The organism is Acinetobacter sp. 1207_04, assembly GCF_052850415.1.
Genome location: NZ_VXCQ01000003.1, coordinates 24,683 through 51,154, shown reverse-complemented (window position 1 = coordinate 51,154; position 26,472 = coordinate 24,683). Strand labels below are relative to the sequence as shown.

The window sequence follows — 26,472 nt, the reverse complement described above, 5'->3', positions numbered from 1 at the left end:
TTAAAACAATGCTGCAAGTATATATGCTTCAAGCGTGCTTCTGCTGTAGATTTTATATTTCTAAAAACGATTGATGGATACTTTATGACAATGCTTTTTGAACCATGGAAACAGTTTCAACATTCTGCTGTTCGACAATTGGCATTTAGCATTGCAAGCCCTAATATTTTATCCAATATCCCACCAGAGTTATCACTACAGCATGTTTTTGATTTACATCCAAATGGGTTTTGGCAACAACAATATGAAAATTACCATTCTCGTTTGCTTGAACTTGATCAAAACCCTCAGCCCTTAATTGACTTTCTTGCACAGCTAAAGAGTACGCGCTTAGGCTTACGTTTTGAATATTTAATGTGGTTTTGGCTACAGGATGATATGTACCATCATTTCAAACTCATTGGACATAGCATCCAAATTATTCAAGAGAAACAAACCTTAGGTGAACTCGATTTTTTAATATTCAACACGCAAACACAACAAGTTGAACACTGGGAGGTGGCTTTAAAATACTATCTCGCCGAAGCCAATTTAAGCCTACCGCATTGGTACGGTTTAAATCGAACCGACACCCTACAGCGTAAACTTAATCATTTCACACAAAAGCAATTTCAGTTTGAAACTGTTCAAAATCACTCTATTCAAAAGCGTTTTGCTGTTTTAAAAGGACAGCTTTATCTACCAACCATCCCCAAAAATATTTTAGACAATGATTATCTGGCTTTAAATATACCAACGTGGGTCAACCAAGCACGTAATATTGGTTATTGGGGGCATCATATTCCTCAGCCAAATTACTATCGATTACAACGACAAGAATGGATTTGTCATGATGCAACACTTTCATCACCTCCTGCATATTGGTGGAGCAATGGCCTATACAAAAGTACAGAAAAAGAACAGTTTTATATGTTTCGTCAAGCATCTTTTATTTGTTTGAATGTTGAACAATTGTAGTTTATTGAATTTTGGCATACACAACTAAGTAATTGAAGCGTAAAACAGTAATGGCAAGTCTTGTTAATTTTGCACGCTACAAGAAATTTAAAATAATTTAATCTGGAGATTAAAGATGAAAAAAATTTTAGTTGCTTCAATGCTTTTTGCTTTCGTTTTAACAGGTTGTAATACCGTTAAAGGTGTCGGTAAAGATGTCTCTAAAGCGGGTGATGCCGTTTCGAATTCTGCCGATAAAGTTGAAAAGAAATTGTAATTTTCAACAAATCCATAAGAAACCCTGTATCTATGCAGGGCTTTTTATGCGATTTATATTTGCTAATCACTCAATTTTCATAACTGCTCTTTTTTAAAATATCTATAAGCCTTATTCATCACTTATTTCACATGCACATAATTCATAAATTTTTTTATTACCATATAAAATATCGTATTTTATTTTATTTCAGAATTATCTTGCTCTATGATAAGCATCAATTTGATTAATCGATGCTTGTGTATGAATCGCTCTGAAACGCTGGAACTCAGTTTACAACTCCTTCGCCAACCTTCAGTCACGCCTGTAGATCATACCTGCCAAACCATTATGGCAGACCGCTTGAGCGCCATTGGTTTCAATATCGAAAATATGCGTTTTGAAGATGTAGATAACTTATGGGCACGCCGTGGTACAACTGAACCTGTATTCTGTTTTGCAGGTCATACAGACGTTGTACCAACAGGTCACCTTGACTCATGGGAATCAGACCCGTTCTTACCTGAAATCCGTGATGGTAAATTGTATGGTCGTGGTAGTGCCGATATGAAAACAGCTTTGGCAGCCATGGTGGTTGCTTCTGAGCGTTTCGTTAAAAACCATCCTGACCACAAAGGTTCCATTGCCTTTCTCATTACGTCTGATGAAGAAGGTCCATCAATTAACGGTACAGTCAAAGTCGTAGAGACCCTTGAAGCACGTAAGGAAAAAATGACTTGGTGTTTAGTAGGTGAACCATCTAGCACTGATACTTTAGGTGACATTGTTAAAAATGGTCGTCGTGGCTCACTCAATGCCAAACTGACTGTAAAAGGCAAACAAGGTCATGTGGCATATCCGCACCTTGCCATCAATCCAATTCACGCTGTGTCTAAAGCGCTGTCTGAGCTATGTGAAACAGTTTGGGATCATGGCAATGAATACTTCCCTGCAACATCATTCCAAATTTCAAATATTCAATCAGGTACAGGTGCAACCAACGTTATTCCAGGTACGCTGACTACCTTATTTAACTTCCGCTACTCAACCGAAGTAACGGCTGAAGAGCTTAAAGCACGTGTACTTGAAGTTTTAAATCGTCATAATGTGCAATATGACATTGAATGGACACTTTCAGGTTTACCGTTTTTAACGCCCGTTGGTGAATTAGTGAATGCTGCAACAAAAGCCATTAAAGATGTTACAGGCACAGACACTGAACTATCAACGAGTGGTGGTACATCAGATGGTCGTTTTATTGCACCTACAGGCGCACAAGTACTCGAATTAGGTGTATTAAATGCAACGATTCATCAAATCAATGAACACGTTAATATTGCTGAATTAGAGCCATTGGCTGAAATTTATGAACAAATTTTAGTAAATTTACTTACCTAAGTTCTCATCTATTTCAATAGACCTTTTAAATACAAAAAGGACGTTCTAAAACGTCCTTTTTGTATTTCAATCAGATTGGCTTAATTTTAAAGCGCAATACCAATTTTTTTCTGAATAAAGTCTAAATCAGGCACGTGATAAGTGGTTTGACCAATCAATACATAATACGCAACACTTTTGTCTTTAATCGTACGATTATCATCAACAACTTCAGAAATACGTAAGCGAATTGATTTCGGCATTTCATTACACATCAGTGCAAATCGTTGATTAGCCTGTTCCCCTTCAACAACTAGTGCTACACCTAGTGTTATATTTGGATTACTCACACTGAATACTGGAAGCTTAACATCATGCCATTCAACCTTATCGACATTAATTGCACTATCGAGTGCAGATAAGACAACATTCTGAGGTAATAACATCGCTTCTTTATCATGACAGTCAATAATATACGCATCAATAAATCCAGTCGAAACCGTAATTAAATGTTGTAACTCTTGACTGCTGACCTGATCAAATGCAGCACTGATTTCTTTCTTCGCCATCAATATACCTCCCGCTTGTCAGTCAATAAATCTTCTATATTTTCCAACAATTCAGCTTCTTGGAAGGGTTTACCCATATAGTTCGTTACTCCCAAACTAAATGCTCGCTCACGATGTTTTTCACCTGTACGAGAGGTAATCATAATAATTGGCAATTCACGATGAATTTCATGATGGCGAACCAAGTTCGTCACTTCAAATCCGTCCATACGTGGCATTTCAATATCAAGCAACATCAAGTCCGGTTTCACACTTTCAAGTTGCTCAATGGCATCTACACCATCTTTTGCCGTAATAACATCAAAACCATGTCGTTCCAGTAAACGTGATGTTACTTTACGTACTGTTACGGAGTCATCAACAATCATCACCATACGGCGCTGATCACGCTTACGATTTAGATCACGATGATCAATACCATCTTTCACGCGCTGTGTTGATTGGATTTGGCGTGCAATATTTTGCCCATCTAGAATCAGACAGACATGACCATCACCCATGATAGTCGCACCTGAAATTGCACCAATGCTTGAGAATTGCTGCCCAATCGCCTTAACCACAATCTGAGAACGCGAACCAACCAACTGATCAACAAGTAAAGCAATACTCTGCCCCATACTGCCTTTAATGAGCAATACAGGTAATGAATGACCAATTCCTTGTAAACGAGGTGCAGGCTGATTCAATACAAACTCTGACAAATAGCGTAATTTATAAGATTGGTTATCAATACCAAAGAACTCTTCTTTACTATCAAAGAATTCTTCTAATGCCATAGGTGAAATACGCACAATACGATCAATTTGTGATAATGGAACCGCAAACTGCTGATCACCAACTTTCACCATCAAGGCGTCACTTACCGCTACCGTTGTCGGTACACGAATGGTAAATATCGAACCTTGACCTAGTGTGGATTGGACAGTGACTTGCCCACCCATCGACTTAATTTCACTTTGCACAACATCAAGTCCAACACCACGACCAGAAATCTGTGTGACTTGTTTTGCTGTACTGAAACCTGGGTGGAAGATATATTGTAAAATATCTTCTTGGCTCAGCTTTTGATCTTTTTGAATCAAGCCTTTTTCAATAGCTTTAGCTTTAATTATTTCAGCATCTATGCCTTTACCATCATCACTAAATTCAACAATAACATCTGTACCTTGACGGCTAATGTTCAATTCAATGCGACCAGTTTCTGGCTTTTGTACTTGCTGACGAACGTCTTGCTCTTCAATACCATGGTCAATTGCATTTCGTAACATATGTTCAAGTGGCGAAACCAATTTTTCCAAAATTGTGCGGTCAAGCTCGCCTTCGGTATTATTAACAATCAAATCAGTTGGACGATTCAATGTTGTTGCTGTTTGACGAACTAAACGTTGTAAACGTGGCAATAATCTTGAGAATGGAACCAAACGTGTCCGCATCAAACTTTCTTGAATTTCAGCTTGAATACGTGATTGTTGTAATAACAAACTTTCTGTATCGCGAATCTTTTCTGCAATAGTGGTTTTGAAGTCAACCAAATCCGATGCAGACTCTGCCAAAGATTTAGACAATTGATTCAGTGATGAATATTGGTCCATTTCTAAGGGGTCAAAGTCTGCATAACGTGAACCTAAATCCCCATGTTTTGCAATAATTTGTGATTCAAGCTCACCCTCCATTCGACGCAACTGATCGGCTAGACGCTTAATTGCAAGCTCCATATCAACCAATGTATTACCAAGCTGACCTAAGTCCATCTCGATACGTGAACGGTTGATTGCATTCTCACCTGAAAGATCAATCATTTTTTCAATCAAATCAGCTGAGATACGAATCATCTCGCTATTCTGATCAGACTGAGTTGATTGATCCCAGTCACCAAACATTGATGGTGGTTCTGCGCCATCACCTTGAATAAACTCAATCGGACTATGATCGAGCAATAAATCTGTACGTGTCAGCTTATTCGGCAGTTGTACACTAACATCGACATACTGAATATTACTCAGATTATGTTTTAAGCTATCGTAGTGCTGATAATTCTGCTTTTGAATCGCTTCTTTGAGCCATTTTTCAGCTGTTTGTAGCAATGCATCGTATGCATTTGAGTTAAAGTTACTAACAGCAAACTGCTCAAAAGCATTTTCTAATTCATACGCAATTGAAGCAACGAGATCCAGATGGATCATCTTTGCCCCACCTTTCAAACTATGAAAAATACGCTGTAATTGTAGAAGTAAGCTTCGGTTACCACGTTCATCAAACCACTGTTTTAATAATGGTTCTGCTTCGCTCAATAATTCTTCTGCTTCCTCAAAGAATGTTTCTCGTGCAATCAGTTCAACATGATCAATCTCTTGCTCATCAATTGAATTATCTGTATGTGAACTTTCAACCTCATCAAGAATCGGTGACGCCACATCATCTGCATTCGTATCTGGATGATCAAGCATTTGATCAGCAACGGGTTGATCAGATTTAGCTTGTTCAGTTGACTCTGTTGTTACAAGTTCAGCAGGTTGTTTTTCAATATTACGAAGTAGATCAACAATATTTTCAGATGGATAATCAACACTTTGATCACGAATAATCTGCAAGCGATCTGCAATATCATCCTGTACCAAACGAATACTCTGAACCAATTCTTGTGTTGGTTGCATTTGATTCTTAATAATACGTTCATAAATGGTTTCAAGCTCATGTGCAATCCAACCCACATGTTCAGCTTGTGCCATATTTGCTCCCCCTTTCAGGGTATGCAAATGACGCATCAAATTATTCAATGCTTTAGTACTACTTAGATCTTTAGACCATGTATTGAGGTCTGTATCCATCTCAGCGAGTAACTCATCCGCTTCTTCAATGAAAATTTCCATAATGGTTTCATCAAAATTGCGGAAACTTTCAGCTGAATCGAACTTTTTCTTATCATCACGAATACGCTGCGCAACAACCTGTGTTAAAGACGCTGTATTATTTGCAACAGACAAAACCTCTGAAACAGCTTTAACATCATCATGGCTTTGTACTTCAAGCGTTTCCTGTACATTCTCTACAGGTTGCAGTTCTTGATGCACATAATCACTCAAGTCTTGTATCACTTGATGTGCTTCAGCACTCAGACTGACACGCTGTCCTGATGCAAGTGTATCGAATAAATGAATGAATTCTTGATGTACGCGAGTAAACAACTCAAAAGCATAATCTGTATTGAGTAATTCAGGTTTTTCAAGCACAGCTTCATAAGCGGATTTTAATCCACTTGTAAATTCAAAAATTCCTTGCGATGCGCGATTATTAGTATTTTGAATCAATAAATCTGCTTGCTGAATAAGCTGCTCAAAGTAGCTTGAATGTTCAGCATGTGCACGCTTATCAAACTCAAACTCAGCGTCAAGCAACTGATCAATATTTAAATTAACCAAATGAGAAACAAGATCTTGTGCATGAATTTGATCATGCAATTGCTCGATTTGAAAACCGTAGCGATCCCAAGCATCATTGAATTTTTGCGTAATTTCTGCCGCATGCTCTTTTGAAATCTTATTAGATTTCAACTCATGTAAATAATCACGAACAAATTCAGCATAATGCGTCAACAATGCACTCTCATTAAAACTAGATTCAGTATCCTCTTGAACCAACATTTTAAATAAATGCTCAATCTTTCCGCTTGCTTCAAAAATATCATCGATATGTGCCATCGATGAACTGCCACGCAAGGTATGTAAGGCACGAATCAAACGATTATATTGATCAGCAGTGTGCTCTTCCTGTTGTAGAAAGTCAGCTATCGTTTGAAGATGTTCTTCAGATTCCTCAATGAAGATAGCAATCGTTTCAGATAGTAACCCATCGTCTTTTTCTTCATCTTGAAATGTATTTGCAGGCACCTCGGCCTGCAACTGCTTCTCACGTGTGAATCTTTCAACGGATGCTTGCTCTGTAATTTCCTCAGTAGCAGGCTCAACAACCTCTTCTACTGCCATTTCTACAGGTACAGCATCTACGACTTCAGACTCAGCCACGTCTTCAACAAGCTCATCAACACCGCCTACTTCTAGACCTGTAATAATATGAGAGCTGTTTAGTTTTTCAGACAATTGTAATAAATTTTCTAATGCAGGTTCTACGCCCTGATTTTGCTGAATTTGTAAACCAAGTAAAACTAATGGGCGTAAATCAAGATGATGTTCTTTCTTCTCTTTAAACTCATCGTACAACTTATATTTATAAATATTAAATACAGTATTTACGTACCGTTGAACATCTGCAGTCAACATCAAATTTTTAGCAATCACACGATTAAGCGTATCCTCAACCGTCCATGCCAATTCACTAGAGCTTTTCGCACCCACCATACGACCCGAACCCTTCAAGGTGTGGTAGTAGCGTCGAATATTCACCAAGACATCATCTTGGCTATTGTTTTGCATCCACTGTTGAAGCAAAGGATCAAGTGTTTCAAAAATTTCTTCGAGTTCTTCTACAAAAATCTCAAGAATTTCTTCGTCCTGTTCTAGATAACTATCTTCAGGCAAAGTGGTATTTTCAACCAAATGTTTTAATACTTCTTTCATAGTTCAGGCTTCTATGTCTAATTCCCATCATCGGGATCTGATCTTTGACTGACTATGTCCGATAGCACAGCCAAGATCTTATTTTATTCAGGATACGTTCAAAAACTTGAAACATATCCTCCCCCGAAACGAAGCAATCCTGTTATTCAGGTAATTTAAAGTCTGATACAGATTGACGCAGTGACTCTGCCATATTTGCAAGTTCAGAAACTGAACGTGCTGTATCGAAAGTCGCTGTTGTGGTCTGTGATGTAATTTCCTGTACAACGTTCATCGTATTTGCAATATGACCTGCAGATGCAGACTGAAGTTTTGCAGACTCAGAAATGCTTCCAATTAAGGTTGCAAGGTTGCCAGATACCAACTGAATTTCATCTAGTGCAACACCCGCATCTTTTGCAAGGTTCGCACCACGCACAACCTCAGATGTCGTTTGTTCCATTGAAATTACAGCTTCGTTTGTATCGGTCTGAATCGTTTTAACCAGTGTTTCAATCTGCTTTGTTGCAGATGCTGAACGTTCTGCAAGACGCTGTACTTCATCCGCAACCACGGCGAAACCACGACCTGCTTCACCTGCCATAGATGCCTGAATTGCTGCATTTAGTGCCAAAATGTTCGTTTGGTCGGCAATATCGTTAATCAAAGATACAATGTTACCAATTTCCTGAGAAGACTCACCTAAACGTTTAATACGTTTCGAGGTTTCTTGAATCTGCTCACGAATTGTATCCATACCTTCGATTGAACGGTTTACCACTTCCGCACCATTTGATGCAATTTGTACTGAACGCTGTGCTACTTCCGCAGACTCTGATGCATTTGCAGATACATCGTCAATTGATTGTGCAATTTCGTTAATCGCAGAAGATGCACCCGCAATTTCCTGTGCCTGATGCTCAGATGCTTCAGCCAACTGGTTAGTAATTTGCTGTGTTGTTTGCGTATATTGCGCAACTTCTTGTGATGTGTCATTGATCTGAGATACAAGGTCACGTAATTGGTCAATTGCGAAGTTAATCGAATCGGCAATTGCACCAGTAAAATCTTCAGATACTGTCGCATACGAACGTAAATCACCATCTGCAAGATCGGCAATCTCATCAAGTAAACGTAAAATTGCATTCTGATTACGGTCATACTCATCCTGTAAGCGAGTTACACGAACTTTATCCGAATCACTACGAAGCGTAAGCAACTTAAATGTACTAAATAACAAGAAGCCCAATGCAATAATTAAAATCAAAGCAGGAAGTACTGTTGCTACACCTGTATTGGTTGTTAATGCATTTAATGCTTGAAGTAACTTATCTGACTGCGCAAAAATATCAGATGATGCTTGACGTACATTGATAATTTGAGTCGAGTTTTTCAGTACAGAACTCGATGCTGATTTCAATACTTCATCATAGTCCACTTTAATACTTTCAAGTGATTCACGCATAGAAGGTTCAGTAATCTTCATTACCCCCAACTCTGCATTACCATTTAACTGAGCATCAAGATACGCACCAAAAGTTTCAGTATCGGCATTAAAGTCGTCAGCAGAGGCACGAGAGTTATCAGAACCACCTAAAACTGAACCAATTGAACGTAAAATACGTTCTGCAATAAATACTTGGTTTTTCGCAATAACCACCTGACTACTTGGCATGTTTTCACGCGCCATTTGGTCAACCATTAGATTGTACTCTGCCTGAATACCAGGAATCGCTTCACCAATGGCAATGTTTGTGTCATAAAGATGGTTAATAACTTTTTGTTGTGATGCGATCAAGTTAATGTCTTCAGACACTTGAGACCAAATTTTTTCAACTTCTGCCACACCTTTACCAGAAGAATGTGTATCTTTTACAACAGCCAAGTTATCGGCAAATTTTTTCTGAGAATCAACCAATGCTTTGATTGCTTCAGGTGAACCTGTTGCCATCGCCTCTGTTGACTGACGAGACATGGTTTGAGAAAGTAACCGTAATTCACCCAAACTGCGGGTTAAATCATTGCTTCGAGGAACGGTATAAATCAAAATGAGTAACAGCACTACTGCCGCAACAAGGCTGACGAGAGCCATTTGAATATACGGTTTTGATTTATCGCTATCACCGAACAGTTTTGCAAACTGGTCAATACGAGCTTTCAGTTTAAATCCTACTCCAGAGTTGCTTTTATTTGGAGCAGCATCCCCTGTATTTTTTTTCTTAAGTTTAAAGCCCATTCAGCTTCTCCCCGATACGCTTGATATCTAAATTCCGCGTCAAGACTAATTTATAAATTTTTCCGATGCATTCATATACTTCGGATCATTCAACAAACGACTAAACAAAAATATATTCCAAGCTTGATTATGCTGATGAAAATATCCCTGACAGTACGGTTCAAGCTTCTCTGTCAAATCATTATTTTTTGAAAAGAAACCTTTTTTATTAAAATGTTGAATACCCAAAACCTGATCTACAATCAAACCAACATAATGATCATTTTGGCTAATGCACAAAACTTTTTGAGTTGGGGAAAATTGGCTTCTTTGTCCAGCAATAAAACAAGGTAAATCTGAAACAGATAATAACCTACCTCGAATATTGGCAACCCCCCGCACCCAATCCTGAACGTTCGGAACTGAAGTGTACTTCGGGGGATAAATGACTTCTGCCACCTCACCCAATGGAGCAACAAAATATTGCCCCATCATCTCAAATGCAATGCCTGACCATCGGTTTACTTCCTGTTCGCCTTGCGCATAGCTTTTATTGCCACGCTTAGACAAACGGAGTAATTCGATAAACCCATTCGCTGCCATAATTTATCCCGCACTGAGATATTGCTTAATTACATTTATTAATTGGGTTTCATCAATAGGCTTTGTCAGGTAATCACAAGCACCTTGTCTTTTACCCCAAACACGGTCTGTATCTTGATCTTTAGTACTAACAATCACAATTGGAATATGCTTTGTAACTGCGCCACGTGCAATTTGACGTGTTGCCTGAAAACCATTAACACCAGGCATGACCACATCCATCAACACTAAGTCAGGCAATTCAGCCTGAGCAAGTGTGACACCATCTGCCCCATTTGTTGCTTCTAGTACTTCGTAACCGTGTTTGCTTAAAATTTCCCGAAAACGGAACATTTCCGTCGGTGAATCATCCACAATAAGAATACGTGCCATTTTTTTCCCCAATTACTTTATTTTAATTACGCAACAACAAAAAATTAAGCACTTACATGATTTCTAATCGCATTTAGCAATTCGTCTTTACTAAATGGTTTTGTTAAATACTCATCTGAACCGACAACACGACCTTTGGCTTGGTCAAAAAGACCATCCTTACTCGATAGCATAATTACTGGAATATTCTGATAATTTTGCGAGTTTTTAATCAAAGCACACGTTTGGTAACCATCAAGCCTTGGCATCATAATATCAACAAAAACGATATCAGGATTTGCCTCAGCAATTTTTGACAACGCCTCAAAGCCATCAACCGCTGTAACAACATTACAACCTTCACGTTGTAATAGTGTTTCTGCAGTACGACGAATGGTTTTTGAATCATCAATTACCATGACTTTTAGGTTTTGAAATTTATCGTCCATTTAATGACCCTTCCCATTGATCTGGATTTAATAGAGCTGAACTAATTTATTTTTACAATTAATCAGTATTTTTTAACATATATTCACTTACTTTATCAATGAACATTTATTGGCACAGCTCTCACTTTAATGAGAACCCTATAAAATGCTCACACAAATAAAATTATTATGCTGTATTTTAGTACTTATCTGTTTCTAAATCTAATTAGAAGTCATAAAATGAGGACATTATTACTAATCTATAAGTAAATTACAATTTTCGGGGGAACAATGTTGTATCTCATTGATTCGAATGCAATCCAAAACAGCACTTCATTAAAAAGAATGCTCAAATCACTCGCATTGGTCATTTTATTTTTGAGTGCAACATTATCTCATGGCGCTAATGCACAACCCAAAGCTGTATGGTATCGTTATTACGACAGCAAAGGTGTAGCCAATATCAGCACTTCTGTCACCCCTGCCCATATTCGCTATGGATATGAAGCACTTGATCGTAATATGCAAGTCATTAAACGTAACCAGTCCTACAATGCTGAACAAGATCAGAGACAATCTTCAAATCGTGCAGCACAAGCTAAAAAACAGGACAATGATCTACGTTTAAAACGTGCTTATGGTAATAGTAAAGTCGCAACTCTCAAACGTGATGAGCAACTCAAAAACATCCAAAAACAAATTTCTCTGCAACAACAACAGTTACGCCAACTTCAAACTGATCGTATCGCTTACAAGCGTCAAGAAACTGAATATTATCGTAAAGGTAAACCTGTGCCTGCAGTGTTAAATGATCGCCTGAATTATAATGAACAAAACATCAACACAACAAAAAAATCGATTGAATCATTACAAACTACATACCGGAACACCCAAACAAATTATGAAGATATTATCAATCGATTAAAGGCAATGGAGTAAATTCTACGCCATTCACGTACAGGGATTTATGCATGGGCAATGCCTTTTGGAAGTTTAAATATTTATACTCTCTCAAACAACTTAGCCTGCTGAGCGTGTGCTTGATGTTAGTGGCTTGTAGTCAACCTGAGTTACCAAAAGAAAAAGCGCCTACACAAGCAACTAATAACAATACAATCGAATTAATTCAACAAGATTTAGTCGCCCCCCAAACAGGACTTGCGATTTCAAAAACACCTTTTAGTGGTACTATTCGTGCAATCAATCAAAGTTCAATTCAAGCGCAAGTTTCTGCTACAGCTACGCAAGTCACGATGCAAGTTGGAGAAAAAGTTATAATTGGACAAGTACTTGTGCAGCTCAACAATCATGATAATGCTGCCCGACTCGCACAAAGCCACGCAAACTTAATGTCAACAAAAGCACAAGCTAATCAAGCAGAACTTATGGTTCAGCGTAAAAAACGATTATATGATCAAGGCTTTATTTCAAAAGTTGAGTATGAACAAAGCCAAGTGGATTACAAAGCACAACTTGAAAATGTCAAAGCTCAACAAGCCAATGTCGATATTGCACAAAAAGCCAACCAAGATGGTGTAATCAAAAGTCCTATTTCAGGTGTAATTACCAAACGCCAAGTTGAACTAGGTCAAACGGTTACAATAGGGCAAACGCTATTTGAAATAGTTGATCCAGATCATTTAGAAATTCAAGCCAAGTTACCTGTAGAGCAACAAACTGCACTTAAAATTGGACATAAAATTGAATATAAAATTCAGGGTAATCCACAAGTTTTTACTGCTCAGCTCAGTCGTATTTCTCCGATTGCAGATCAAACGAGTCGTCAAATTGATTTCTATGCACAACCTGAACAAAACATTCCGTCATTGAGTATTGGTGCCTTTATTGAAGGTAATATTCTCGGTAATCAACAGATTGATGGTTTTCAAATTCCACTCGACAGCATTCAAGACTTAAAAACCAAACCTTACGTTTGGCTCATTCGCAATCAAAAAGTGCATAAAGAAGCCGTTAATGTACTAGGTCAACAACCTGAAAATAATCTTGCTATCGTGAAAGGTTTACAATTGGGTGATTTGATTAGTCGCATCAAACTCTCAACACAGGATGTCAACAAAACTGCGATTATTACGCAAGTACAATAACAGGATTTTACGATGTGGCTTACTCGGATTAGTGTCAAATATCCTGTATTTACCATCATGATGATGTTGTGTCTGATGGTACTTGGTCTTGCTTCATGGCAACGAATGAGTGTTGAAGAATTCCCCGATGTCGACTTCCCTTTTATTGTGATCCATACCACCTATGCAGGTGCTTCACCTGAATCGGTTGAGTCTGAAATCACCAAAAAACTTGAAGATCAAATCAATACTATTTCAGGTTTAAAACAACTCACCTCCCAATCAAGTGAGGGTTTGTCGACCATTGTGGCGCAGTTCAATCTCGATATTAGTTCTGCAACAGCCGCTCAAGATGTGCGTGAAAAGATTGCGACTGTGAGCGCCAAATTCCGCGATGAAATTGATCAACCTGTTGTTGAACGATATGACCCGACCTCAAGCCCAATCATGTCTGTAGTTTTTGAATCACAAAATATGAGTTTACGAGAACTCAGCACTTATATTGATCAACGTCTTGTACCACAACTCCGCACCGTTCCAGGCATTGGTTCAGTTAATTTATTAGGTGATTCAAAACGACAAATTCGTATTCATATTGATCCCATTAAATTACAAAGTTTTGGCATTGGTATTGACCAAGTCATTAACACCTTAAAAACTGAAAATACACAAATTCCAACAGGAACATTAAAACAATCTAGTAAAGAAGTGGTTGTCGAAATTCAGTCTAAAATCATCAATCCCATTGATTTTGGAAATTTAATTGTCGCTCAAAAAAATGGTGCACCAATTTATTTAAAACAACTTGCTCAAGTTGAAGATACCCAAGCCGAGCAAACGACAGGTGCTTTTCTCAAAGGTAAGTCTGCTGTTTCCATTGATATTTTACGCAGTGCAGATACCAACGTCATTAATATCGTCGATGGCAGCTATAAAGTTTTAGATCAAATCAAAACGCAACTGCCTGAAGGAACAAGCCTGCAAGTTGTAGCTGATAGCTCCAAATCTATTCGCGCTACCATTAAAGATGTCGCTCGAACGATTATTGAAGGTGCAGTGCTTGCCGTCATTATCGTCTTATTATTTTTAGGTTCTTTCCGCTCAACAATCATCACTGGTTTAACGTTACCTATTGCCCTACTTGGAACACTTACCTTTATTTGGGCATTTGGTTTTACAATTAACATGATGACTTTGCTTGCTTTGTCACTGTGTATTGGGCTTTTGATTGATGATGCAATTGTGGTACGAGAAAATATTGTTCGCCATGCTGAAATGGGCAAAGATCATATCACGGCGGCACTTGAAGGCACCAAAGAAATTGGACTCGCTGTCTTAGCGACAACTTTGACGATCGTGGCTGTGTTTTTACCTGTTGCCTTTATGGGCGGAATTATTGGACGATTCTTTTATCAATTTGGTGTCACGGTCAGTATTGCGGTACTGATTTCCATGTTTGTCAGTTTCACGCTCGATCCAATGCTGTCTGCACATTGGGCTGAAAAACCGAAAAGTAAACAAAAGCCATCTATTGTCAAAAGATTTTTCGATTGGATTTCAGCTCAACTCGATAAGCTCAACCATGTATATGCACACTTACTGAAACTTGCGCTACGTTTCCGTTTCATCACTATCGCAGTGGCAATCGCATCATTGTTTGGTGCATTGGCTTTATCAAAAATGATTGGAACAGAATTCGTTCCTATTCCCGATAAAGGCGAAATTCGCATTAAATTTGAAACGCCTGTCGATGCTTCACTTGAGTATACCGAAGCAAAACTCAAACAAGTTGATCAAATCGTGCGACAAAATCCATTGGTCATTTCAACTTATGGTGTAATTAATGGCGCAACAGATCGTGGTAAAAACCATGTTTCGTTGAAAGTTTCAGTCATTCCCAGACAACAACGTACTGAAACATTGACCGACATTAACAATGAATTTCGTTCAAGATTAGAAAATATTGCTGGAATCAGCATTACCTCTGTGGCATCTGCCGATGAAACTGTGTCTGGTGGACAAAAGCCAATTATGATTTCTATCAAAGGACAAGACCTAGAAGAATTGCAAAAAATTTCCGATCGTTTTATGCAACAAATGGCACAAGTCAAAGGTATTGTCGATCTAGAAAGCTCCCTCAAAGATCCGAAACCGACTTTATCAATGACGGTCAATCGCGCTATGGCGAGTGACCTTGGACTTTCAGTCAATCAAATTGGTAATGTATTGCGCCCTCTTATAGCAGGAGATAATGTCACTACTTGGGAAGATGAACGTGGCGAAACTTATGATGTTAATCTACGTTTAAATGATCATCAACGAACCATTCCGCAAGATATTCAGCGCCTGTATATCAACTCAAATAAGACAGATACTAATGGGCAAAGCATTCTCATTCCACTATCAAGTGTCACAGCATTAGATCAAAGCTATGGTGCTTCACAAATTAATCGACGTGATTTGTCTCGTGAAATTTTGATTGAAGCCAATACTTCAGGTCGACCTGCGGGTGATATTGGTAAAGATATTCAAAAAATTCAAGATAATTTTAAGCTACCTGCAGGTTATAGCTTTGATACACAAGGTGCCAATGCAGACATGGCGGAGTCGGCAGGTTATGCACTCACAGCTGTAACGCTATCGATTGTGTTTATTTATATTGTTTTAGGTTCGCAGTTCAACAGCTTTATTCACCCTGCTGCAATTATGGCATCACTCCCTTTATCGCTGATTGGTGTTTTCCTTGCATTGTTCTTGTTTAAAAGCACCATGAACCTATTTTCGATTATTGGCATTATCATGCTCATGGGTTTGGTCACCAAAAATGCCATTCTTCTTATCGATTTCATTAAAAAAGCCATGGAAAATGGACAGAATCGTTACGATGCAATTCTTCAAGCAGGCACAACGCGTCTGCGTCCAATTTTAATGACCACAAGTGCAATGGTGATGGGTATGATTCCGCTTGCTTTAGGGCTTGGTGAAGGTGGCGAACAAAGTGCCCCTATGGCACATGCAGTCATTGGCGGTGTCATCACTTCCACCTTACTCACTTTAGTCGTGGTTCCAGTGATTTTCACATTATTAGATGATGTTAAAAATTTTAGTATTCGGCTATTTAAAAAATTGAGCTAAACGATCTTAAAATATTGCTGACTTTTGCTCAACCTTGCTGAAACTCTCAGAAGTCCTCAGCATTTTTATTGTATACTTCAGCTCTTAATAATTAACTATTTCAGGACAATCTTCATGCGCGCGAGTCGCTTTTTATTTGCAACGCTAAGAGAAACCCCAAACGATGCTGAAGTGATCTCACATCAGCTTATGCTTCGTGCAGGGATGATTCGTAAATTGGCTTCAGGCTTGTATAGCTGGTTGCCAATGGGTGTTCGTGTACTAAATAAAGTTGAAGCAATTGTCCGTGAAGAAATGAACCGTGCAGGCTCACTCGAAACATTGATGCCCGTAACTCAACCTGCAAGTTTATGGGAAGAATCAGGTCGCTATGTTCAATACGGTCCTGAACTCTTACGCTTCAAAGACCGCCACAACAATGACTTTGTTCTTGGTCCTACGCATGAAGAAGTAATCACAGATCTTGCACGTAACGAGTTGAAAAGTTACAAACAATTGCCAATCAACTTCTACCAAATTCAAACCAAATTCCGTGACGAAATTCGTCCACGTTTTGGTGTGATGCGTTCACGTGAATTTACTATGAAAGATGCGTATTCTTTCCACGTAGATCAAGCATCATTACAAGAAACTTATGATGAAATGTACGCAGCTTATTGCCGTATTTTCACACGTCTAGGCTTAAACTTCCGCCCTGTTCAAGCAGATACAGGCTCAATTGGCGGTTCAGGTTCACATGAATTTCATGTTTTGGCATCAAGTGGTGAAGATGACATCGCATTTTCAACTGAATCTGATTATGCTGCAAACGTCGAGATGGCTGAAGCACTACTTGTTGGCGAACGCGCTGCACCAACACAAGAACTTAAAGTTGTCGATACTCCTGCACAAAAAACGATTGAAGAAGTGTCTGCATTTTTACAAACAGATCCTGCAAAATCAGTAAAAGCCCTCTTGGTTCAAGGCGTAGCAGATGACAAAGGTAATACGCCGGTTGTTGCACTATTTTTACGTGGTGATCATGAGCTTAATGAAATTAAAGCAGAAAAGCATGCTGAGATTGCATCACCACTTACATTTGCAACAGAGGAACAAATTCAAGCCAATGGTTTAACACCAGGTTTCTGCGGTCCTCAAGGTTTAGTTGAAAAAGGCTTAACTGTTATTATTGACCGCTCTGCATCTGTGCTTTCTGATTTTGTTGCTGGAGCAAATGAAGCAGATAAACATGCAACAGGTGTAAACTGGGAACGTGATGCTCAATTCACTGAAATTTTCGATTTACGTAATGTCGTTGAAGGTGACCCATCGCCTGATGGCAAAGGTACAATCCTGATTAAACGCGGTATTGAAGTAGGTCATATTTTCCAACTCGGTAAAAAATATTCTGAAGCACTTGGTTGTAAAGTACTTGGTGAAGATGGCAAACCATTCACAGTGACAATGGGTTGCTATGGCATTGGCGTAACACGTGTAATTGCATCTTCAATTGAACAAAATTTTGATGATAAAGGCATTATTTGGCCAATGGCGATTGCACCTTTTGAAGTTGCAATTGTTCCAATGAATGCACACAAATCACCACGTACAGTTGAAGCTGCAGAAGCACTATATGCAGAACTTCAAGCAGCAGGTTATGATGTAATCCTTGACGATCGTAACGAACGCCCAGGTGTTAAATTCTCTGATTTAGAATTGACAGGTATTCCACATCGTATTGTGATTGGTGAAAAAGGTTTGGATGCTGGTACTTTTGAATACAAAGGTCGTAAAGATGCTGAATCTATAAATATTTCTAAAGAAGAGTTATTGGCAAAAATTGCAAAATAATTTGCCATTCAAAATAAAAAATCCCGCTTAATGCGGGATTTTTTATGAATATCATCAAGCATCGTATGCCATAATCAAACTATAAACCTGAAATTCTGACTTTAAGATTGGTTATAGAAGCACCAACTGCTCCAATATTCCCCATCGAACCATTTTTAATACCATTAAAAATATTTGGATCAGAAACACCTGTATCACCTAACATCACGTTATTTAATGCAACATCAACTTTATCTGAAGTAATTTTATCTGTAGCATTCAAACCATAATTACCAAAAACGACACCACCCTTTTCAATGCCCGCATGAAACTGATCTAGTCTAAATCCTGTTGTTGCATTGTTTGCTTGAAGCTGAAAGTTAAAAGAAGCCGATGTGGTATCGGATACAATACTGATCGGACAACCTGAACCTGTACCACAAATGGACTGAATTGCACCACTAAATGCCAACATATGGCTTTGTGGTACATTACCAAGCTGTACATTTAATCCAGGTTTATTAGTATTATGAAAAGCAATTTCAAAATTATTTGATGCACTACCAATGTTTAGAATTTTTTTAACATCAGCATTCAATGTGCCTGTTGTTGCATAAATTGACTTATTATTCACTGCATCAGACGTTGAAGTCGCACTCGCTACATAAATTGAAAATGGCGAAATTTTGATACCCGTAATATTTTGAGCAATACTTATACCAATATTTGCAAATGGTTTTCCACCACCACCATCCGTATCTATAATTGTAGAAATACTTGGGTTTGCATTTGCACCAACTAAATTAATAGAAACAGGCGTATTTGTTTGCCCTGCAAGCACTAGAGATGCTCGACCTTTATAATCACTACCTGTTGATATGCCATCATTATCAATGATCGAAGCTTGTTTCAATTCTATTTTACTTACGCCTAGACCAATGTTGATTCCATCTTGTCCAGTTGTATTAGACAGGATCTCATCATCTAATGGCTGCATTGCCATAGTTAGCGGACTGTATAACAAGATTGATATACACCCTAGCATTATATTTTTTCTCATCATCCTAATCCTTAGGAAATATTTTAGTTATTTCGAGTCGCATTCAGTGTAATGTCTTTTCGAATTCCATCCAATCGCAAACCGATAAACAGTATACATTTTTAGATTAATTAACGAGGAATAATACCTAACTCCGTCTTCAATCTCCCACCTGTAATTGCAATCTCACCTAAACGTGCTCCCATACCTGTATTTGGTGGATAAAAGTTTAAATCTTTTGCTTTAAATACGCCTGCTGCAGTTTGATCAGGATTAAAATTAAATGTTGAGTTAAAGCCAACCTTACCTTTTCCTGATTCTTGATCTTTACTAATCACAATTGCGTTATTAAAGCTAATTTTACCCGTTAAATTATCTAAACCAATGGTTGAGCCATTAATCGGATCACTAATTTGAATGGTATTACCTGTATTTGCCAAAGTAAGATCACCTACAATTGACATTTTTCCGCCGTCATCAATATTATTATTTGGAATTAATGATAGGTTTATATCACCGCCTAATCGTAATTTAGCACCCACCAAGACATCATCAGCTAAAGCAAAGTTATTGAGAGAAGCACTACTCTTCACCCCACACGCAAGACTTGCAGCAGCAACACCTGTTGCACATGACTTATAGGTTGTACCTGGCAAATAACCTGCGGCAACTTCTGCAGCCATGACAATTAGCATGTTTCTCAAACTAATATTTACACTACCTTTCTCAATACCGATATTACCGTCACCCTTGAGTAACATATCAACATTTCTAAGCCCCATGTAGTAATCAGTTGTTTTCCCTGCACCATACTTACCACCATCAATCACAAGAATAGAGGTCGTCTTATTCCCAAGTTTGATTTTATTCGCATCACGATCTATACCTTGCGTGCTCATCGCTAAAGAAAACCCAAGACGAGCGGTTTGATTAGCCGTTGCACTCACCTGATTTTTCTTACCATCAATCGTATAATAGTAAGCAGTATTTCCTGGTACTGTTGCTCCATACATTGCCATATTGGTGTTCAAATTATAAAAAGGAAGTGCCAATCCCCAATCATTATTTGAACCATTATCTGCAAATAGTTTTGTTGGATCAGTTACACCTGCTGTTGTGGTAAAACGACCTCGGCGTGAAATTGCTTGGAATTCCCCACCACGAATCGACATCATCACAGCATATGGATTATTGACTAAGTTATGAATATTTTGACTATAATCTGCTTGAGAGGTTAAAAAACTATTATTTCCAAACCGAGAAGTTTGAAATGTCTCATTTTCAGGCAGTGCAACTGTTTTCGTATCTATTAAGTTAAGATAAATATTACCACTGTCAAAGGTACCACGTGTATTCGGCTGTAATCCTGTTAAGTTACCAAACTCGAATCCATAAGAATTCAGACCTGCGCCGCCAATTTCTAAAGTTGTTGCCTTGCCATCGGTGCCCAACATTGAGTCACCATCTTTGGTAAAATCTGCTTTCATACGAAAGGCTATACCAGAGCCTCCCATAATATTGTTACCACTCGTACCACTAGAACTCGTTGCCTTACCTAATAGATCATTATCACCAGTTGTCGTTAATCCTCGTAATTGTAACTGACCATTCACCATACGACCACTTGCACCCACACGGATTAAACCTTTTGCATTTGGAGGTGTATTGGTTGTTGTATCTAAAGCATAAGGAGCATTTTTATCAACATTTTTATTGAGCATAAACTCAAGGTTTAGACCTGACCCCGTTGTTACACTCCCATTTCCATATGTTCCTGTGTTAATAAATCCAGCCTTTCCTGATGCTGAATCCTCAACGCGTGTAAAATCAACGTAACCATTATTCGCATCGGGTTGCGTCGTGGAATTTGCATCTGTCCCACTATTGGTTTTCATGATAAAACCATTTTTTGAGTCAACATACATATGACCTTTACCAATGAAGTTAAAGTTCATATTTTTTAGAATGAGTTGATTCAGCTCATTATTGGTATCAGTTTGTCCAAGATATATATTGGCATTTTTAAGCCCTAAAACTAAATCTGACTGACTTGTTGAACTAAATAAACCATCACGTGTTTTCAAGGCAAAATTTAAAGGTGAAGTTGTCTGTACAGCTAAACTTCCAATTGAAGGGCTACATCCTGTCGTATTATTATCAGTATTACAAATTCTAAATGAATCAACAGTTAATAACATTGGATTCAGCGCCAACTGTAAATCCACACCTGATTTTCCTGCTTGACTCCCCATATCAAGCTTTAAATCTATACCCGGTGTAACAGTTGCAACATTACTTTTAGTAATTTTAACTTTATCTGCTGTTGCTGTTAATTCTTGCTTTTGACTCGTTGCAAATGTTCCACGACCTGCTTGATCCGTCCAATACAATGTATCCACATTAGCTTCATCAAAGCTTGTCACTATGTGTACGCCATCCTGCCCATTCACAGCACGCATATCACCGTCATCTAACGCTTGTAATGCATGAACAGAACCACTCAACAACATCATGCTAAATGTAAGCGTATTTAGAATAAATCCATTTTTGTGACTTTGCTTTTTATTTTTCATCACTCATTCCCTATTAACTTTTCACAGCAAACTAACAACGTGGATGATTTGCATCACAGCTAAACATCATAATTTTACCTTGCATGACCAAATTACCATTCATTTTCATACCCATAAAGCCTTTTTCACGCCCATGGTCATACGCAGAATTTGGTGCATTCGCTGAAGTATAAGTATCTGTTTTTAGATAACCATAATCACCAATAGGCGTAGATGATGTTGAACCATCTGTAACCAAATTGTCACCTGACATCGCACTTGTAAAATTATCTTGTTCAATTGCAACAGAATTAAAACCATAGTTACGAATAAGTAATGGCTTATTTGGATCAAAACTCAATTGAATTGCAGGCTTAATACGCTCAACGCCATCTTTACCCTTTAAAACAAGGTCAACTCCATCTAAACCTAGTTTTTGTATATCAAGCGTTCCCTGTATTCCTTTGAAGACAACCCATAACTTATTTCCACTTATACTATCTTCAAGAAAACTATCTGGCTTAGATGCATCAGGTTTTACAAATCTCTTATTTACCGATATTGCCATATGACAGAAAGCAAGGTTTTTACATGCTCCATCTGTCGTGTCAAATTTAAAATCACTCGTGTGATTTAAAGATAATTTCAATGAAAGATCAGCACCTGCCTGTCCTTCTACCAATTGTAAGTCGGTATCAGACATCGGTTCCATCGCAAAAACCCCAACACTTATAAGGCTTGTCATAAGGAAAAGAACTGTTTTTTTCATGATAAATCTCCTTATAAGCCTTTCGTTGTAATTTTCATATGCTGAATTAACATACCGTCAATAACAGCTGAACCTAAATTATTTAATGCAACTCCTGGTAAGGTTGGTGTTGGAACCATATTTGTTGAAGGAAGTGTAACGCCTGTTTTTCCATTACTCGCACCAATTAAATTATCAACCGTAGCATTTGCTGTTGATTGCCAAGCCGCACCATTTAAATTGGTGTCAGACCATGTACGGTTTGCCGAAGTACCATAAATAGGCGTACTTCCTGAAGTATTATTACAATTGTATGTACAATTATTTGCATTATTCGGTTTTATTGTTAGCGAAGGTGTTTCTATTTTCCCATTTACACCAATATAAGACCATTGGTACAAATGCCCAACTGTGGTTGTACATTGCCAAATCAAATTACACTGTACTCTTTGATTCCACGTTTCATCACCCAAATTACGCTGTGCATACTTAACTTCAGTACCCGTCACACTAGAGGTAGCCGTTGCTTGAAAATTCGAACCAAAGGCAATACCTACTGCATCTGCACCATTATAAGCGATTAATGACTTGCCTCCATCAGGCGTATAAACACTACCAATACTGATACTACTGTGTGTCGCAGAAGAACCTTGATACTTTTTGCCACCCAAAGTCACTTCTGTACCACAACTATATACATTACATGTTGAGCCCTTATAAGAAGAATCAATTGCTCCGTTATAGCCATAATCAGTATAAATCTGCTTATAAATACTTTCTTTGTTTGGAATGCGGGCTAATTCCAAGCTAAAGTTTTTACCATCTGAACCTACAATGAGTGGCTGATATAAGTTACCTAAAACCAAGTTTGTATTTAGGTTGTAAATTGAAACACCTTCATTTGCGTCAAAACTTGGTGCTAATCCACCATTAATTGCAGGCGTATATAAGTTTTGTGTCCCATTAGCTGATGTAGCCGTTTCACGTGTACTTAAACGTAAAACATTATTTTTATACTCATCTGGCAATTCCCAAGTACGTTGTACTTCTCGCGTATCCGTTCGGGTTCTTTTTTGTACAATATAACCACAACCTGTCCCACTACCAATGCTAGAACCTGAAGCACCAGTATTATTACAATTTCCAGAAGTTGCGGTACTTAAATTGGAATCTGCACCCGCGTGAATAGTCTGCCAATCAGACATCACTCCAGTTCTTGAGTTTGTTGTATCTGTATCCTTTTGTATTAATTTAAGATTCGTTGCATCACCACTATTAAAACGAAGAACACCTGACAGACCTAAAGTTTTATCATAAAAAGGACTTAAACCCGTCTGCCCAGTTGCACCACCAAGTGTTTGGAATAACTGAATTTTACTACCATTAATACTAAAGTTATTCCAAATTGCCTGTAAACGAATACGAGCGATCATCCCCGAATCTAATGGATTTTGACCAGCTACAGCAGTTGTCGTCCCTTCTACTATGTTAGGGTTTCGCTGAAAAGCATCTGCCCACATGGCTAATTTTAACTTATACGCATCAGCACCTATTGCATCTCTAGCTCCCACTTCATAAAGCGGAGCTTCTAATGCCATATAAGTTACATCACCTGTTTCAGTATTTTTGGATGAGCCTACATCTTGTGTAAAAGTCGGTATGTTTTTCGCAGTATCTACTTTTAAAATCCAAGGATTGGTTGCAGTTCCCCAACTTGAAATTGCTGCTTTTGCAGCTGTATTTGCTAAACGAGAGTTCGAATCATCATCCGACTTAGAAAGCGCCAAGCCATACATATAAAGATCAGCTTTTCCAGCACCACTTGCCTTAGCCTCGCTAGACAATGGACCCACCGGAATGTAATGAATATATCCTGTGTCTTTGGTACGGTCAGCCAAAACGTTCGTAGCGGATTCATTTGCACCTGCCTCGCGAAAAACCATATATGCATCTGTTGGTAAAAGTGCAATACCTTCACCTGTCGTATCACTAAGGCTTTCATCTGACAAAGTTTCAAGTGCAAAACAAGATTGGCTTAAACATAAACCAATGAAACTCGCTAAAACGGTTTTTTTAAAATATACCGTATAATTGAGTGTAGTCATCTATGACTTTCCTTTGTTATACGATGCTCCGCACCATATTATTATTTGATATTCCTACTCTTTCATGCGTTTTTACACGCCTGACATTCCGTGTCACCGAGTATTATGTTAGCCAATTCACATATTTATAATATAGAACTTATCTGATTATCGCAAAACTTTAGCGACTGCACATATTATTTTCCGATGAATGAATGCATTCTTACAAAATATATAATATTAAAATATATACAATCAGCTTGGATAATTACTTAAATAAACATCACTTTAAGTGCACAAAAATGAATCTACGTTATTTGTAATTCGATAGATTTCTTAGCAAAATTTTAGTGAACCATAACAGTTAGGCACTACATTTTGTGTAGATAATTTTAAGTCTTTTAAACCTATTGATACCGAACGATCACTCAAATTGACAGGCGATACAGTTTTAGTAATTCCTGACCCAAATAATGCTTGCAAGCCATCACCCGTATTTACGCTAATTTTATATGCAGGTTCTTGCAATTTTTGACCTAAAATTGTTGCAAATTGACCATAAACAGATGAAATATCAATCTGATCTGTTGGGGTAATATCACCTAAATTAACTGGATCTTGCATTGATAACCACCACCCCTTAAGCGCAACTTCTTTTGCACCAGGCCATTGTAATGCTTGTTGCTGCAATGCCAAATAGACAGAACTATTAATTGGTAAATTATGAATATATCCAAGATCTTCACTAAAATTAATATCCGCTTTTAACCCTGTTACTGTCGTGTTTAATTTAATAAAAGTATTTTGTACGCAAATAAACAAAGCAACACATGCCTGCTGATTCAAACTTGCCCCCAACTGTCCTGAATTCTGATTAATTGGAATATCTGGAATAAGTGCAGAAGCATTTACATTGGCAGAGGTCAAACGATTACCACTAACTACAGCATTATTTACGGTAAATGGAGCAACCATAGAAGGAATTTTAATTCCTTTATTGGAACCACTACTTCCTGCTCCATATCCAGCGGTTAGTCCTTGATTGCTCCCACAACCAGAAGTACATAAAAGAATTCCGATATCTGCTGTTGTGTTTACTGTTTCACCTGGTTTTAAACCAAATGTTCCTTCTTTAGTTGTTGCATTTCCATAACCATCTACCACCATATATCCTGACAGTGTATTAATACCATTTGGTTGATCGTTATTGGTACCTACGGTTAACAAACCTTGGGCCTTTTCTGAACTTACCCTTAACCCTACCACCTCACGTGTTGACGCTGACTGCGGGTTCCTAATTGCGAACTCTAAAAATGGATTAGTAAGTTTAGCCGATGAAGATGCACGCTCTGCTGACGTAGCACCCTGCCCACTAATGCTTAGATTATCAATATCAATATCACATGCACCTGCACCATTTACCCCACCGCAACCTAACTGTAATTTTTTAATATTTGCATTTAGTTCAAGCTCAGCTTCCATACCTAATTTGTAAAACCCAATATTACTCCCTGGTGCATTTTTACTCTGCAAATTTGCTGAATCTGTAGGTGATATGTAAGACAAGCTCATCAGCGCCTGACCCGTTGTTTCTGACATTTGTTCATCGGTCATAACACTTAAATTCGAGTTTGCGTAAACCAATGGCACACTCCCACAACTCAGCGCAAAGATTGCCCATGTTAAAGGCTTTAAGCCTATTTTTTGTAAATTAAACATCGCTCTATTCCTTA

The 26,472-nt window shown here is 38.1% G+C and carries 18 protein-coding genes; 7 read left to right on the top strand and 11 right to left on the bottom strand.

Features of this window, described 5'->3' with window-relative positions; genetic code table 11:
* The first annotated feature begins 84 nt into the window (after positions 1 to 84).
* From FW754_RS03725 to dapE, 3 genes are all read left to right on the top strand, one after another.
* Positions 85 to 957, top strand: coding sequence for a DUF1853 family protein (locus tag FW754_RS03725; RefSeq protein ID WP_446323908.1), 873 nt, complete (start codon positions 85 to 87; stop codon positions 955 to 957).
* A gap of 115 nt (positions 958 to 1,072) precedes the next feature.
* Positions 1,073 to 1,213: an entericidin A/B family lipoprotein gene (locus FW754_RS03720; protein WP_409511212.1), complete on the top strand. Its 141-nt coding sequence runs from the start codon at positions 1,073 to 1,075 to the stop codon at positions 1,211 to 1,213.
* Positions 1,214 to 1,456: 243 nt separating this feature from the next.
* Positions 1,457 to 2,590: a succinyl-diaminopimelate desuccinylase gene (gene dapE / locus FW754_RS03715; protein ID WP_409511211.1), complete on the top strand. Its 1,134-nt coding sequence runs from the start codon at positions 1,457 to 1,459 to the stop codon at positions 2,588 to 2,590.
* 86 nt (positions 2,591 to 2,676) lie between these two features.
* On the opposite strand, the gene FW754_RS03710 is transcribed toward dapE, so the two are convergent.
* From FW754_RS03710 to pilG, 6 genes are all read right to left on the bottom strand, one after another.
* On the bottom strand, positions 2,677 to 3,138 hold the full coding sequence (locus FW754_RS03710) for a hypothetical protein (RefSeq protein ID WP_446323907.1): 462 nt from the start codon (positions 3,136 to 3,138) through the stop codon (positions 2,677 to 2,679).
* Complete coding sequence (locus FW754_RS03705) at positions 3,138 to 7,712, bottom strand: Hpt domain-containing protein (protein ID WP_446323906.1); 4,575 nt, start codon at positions 7,710 to 7,712, stop codon at positions 3,138 to 3,140. The genes FW754_RS03710 and FW754_RS03705 overlap by 1 nt, the downstream gene beginning before the upstream one ends.
* Before the next feature lie 142 nt (positions 7,713 to 7,854).
* The gene (locus tag FW754_RS03700) at positions 7,855 to 9,927 is read right to left on the bottom strand and encodes a methyl-accepting chemotaxis protein (RefSeq protein ID WP_409511208.1); all 2,073 of its coding nucleotides are present in this window, start codon (positions 9,925 to 9,927) and stop codon (positions 7,855 to 7,857) included.
* 45 nt (positions 9,928 to 9,972) lie between these two features.
* Positions 9,973 to 10,509, bottom strand: a complete 537-nt coding sequence (locus FW754_RS03695) for a chemotaxis protein CheW (protein ID WP_409511207.1) — start codon at positions 10,507 to 10,509, stop codon at positions 9,973 to 9,975.
* A 3-nt stretch (positions 10,510 to 10,512) separates the two neighbouring features.
* Positions 10,513 to 10,881, bottom strand: a complete 369-nt coding sequence (locus FW754_RS03690; RefSeq protein ID WP_409511206.1) for a response regulator — start codon at positions 10,879 to 10,881, stop codon at positions 10,513 to 10,515.
* Between the two features lie 44 nt (positions 10,882 to 10,925).
* The gene (gene pilG, locus FW754_RS03685) at positions 10,926 to 11,309 is read right to left on the bottom strand and encodes a twitching motility response regulator PilG (protein WP_409511205.1); all 384 of its coding nucleotides are present in this window, start codon (positions 11,307 to 11,309) and stop codon (positions 10,926 to 10,928) included.
* Positions 11,310 to 11,633: 324 nt separating this feature from the next.
* Between pilG and FW754_RS03680 the strand changes: the two genes are divergently transcribed.
* The 4 genes from FW754_RS03680 (at position 11,634) to FW754_RS03665 (ending at position 18,337) form a co-directional block, all read left to right on the top strand.
* Positions 11,634 to 12,227, top strand: a complete 594-nt coding sequence (locus FW754_RS03680) for a hypothetical protein (protein ID WP_409511222.1) — start codon at positions 11,634 to 11,636, stop codon at positions 12,225 to 12,227.
* A 32-nt stretch (positions 12,228 to 12,259) separates the two neighbouring features.
* Positions 12,260 to 13,393: an efflux RND transporter periplasmic adaptor subunit gene (locus FW754_RS03675; protein ID WP_419348842.1), complete on the top strand. Its 1,134-nt coding sequence runs from the start codon at positions 12,260 to 12,262 to the stop codon at positions 13,391 to 13,393.
* A 12-nt stretch (positions 13,394 to 13,405) separates the two neighbouring features.
* Entirely contained in the window at positions 13,406 to 16,507 is a 3,102-nt protein-coding gene (locus FW754_RS03670) for an efflux RND transporter permease subunit (RefSeq protein WP_446323905.1), read from the top strand.
* A 114-nt stretch (positions 16,508 to 16,621) separates the two neighbouring features.
* Positions 16,622 to 18,337, top strand: a complete 1,716-nt coding sequence (locus FW754_RS03665) for a proline--tRNA ligase (protein WP_409511202.1) — start codon at positions 16,622 to 16,624, stop codon at positions 18,335 to 18,337.
* Positions 18,338 to 18,416: 79 nt separating this feature from the next.
* On the opposite strand, the gene FW754_RS03660 is transcribed toward FW754_RS03665, so the two are convergent.
* From FW754_RS03660 to FW754_RS03640, 5 genes are all read right to left on the bottom strand, one after another.
* On the bottom strand, positions 18,417 to 19,376 hold the full coding sequence (locus FW754_RS03660; RefSeq protein WP_446323904.1) for a DUF6160 family protein: 960 nt from the start codon (positions 19,374 to 19,376) through the stop codon (positions 18,417 to 18,419).
* Positions 19,377 to 19,486: 110 nt separating this feature from the next.
* Entirely contained in the window at positions 19,487 to 21,928 is a 2,442-nt protein-coding gene (locus tag FW754_RS03655; protein ID WP_446323903.1) for a DUF6160 family protein, read from the bottom strand.
* 31 nt (positions 21,929 to 21,959) lie between these two features.
* Positions 21,960 to 22,676 carry a hypothetical protein gene (locus FW754_RS03650; RefSeq protein WP_446323902.1) on the bottom strand — a complete coding sequence of 239 codons (717 nt, stop codon included), beginning with the start codon at positions 22,674 to 22,676 and terminating at the stop codon, positions 21,960 to 21,962.
* An 11-nt stretch (positions 22,677 to 22,687) separates the two neighbouring features.
* Complete coding sequence (locus FW754_RS03645) at positions 22,688 to 24,760, bottom strand: hypothetical protein (protein ID WP_446323901.1); 2,073 nt, start codon at positions 24,758 to 24,760, stop codon at positions 22,688 to 22,690.
* 315 nt (positions 24,761 to 25,075) lie between these two features.
* Positions 25,076 to 26,458, bottom strand: a complete 1,383-nt coding sequence (locus FW754_RS03640) for a hypothetical protein (protein ID WP_409511197.1) — start codon at positions 26,456 to 26,458, stop codon at positions 25,076 to 25,078.
* Between the last annotated feature and the right edge of the window lie 14 nt (positions 26,459 to 26,472).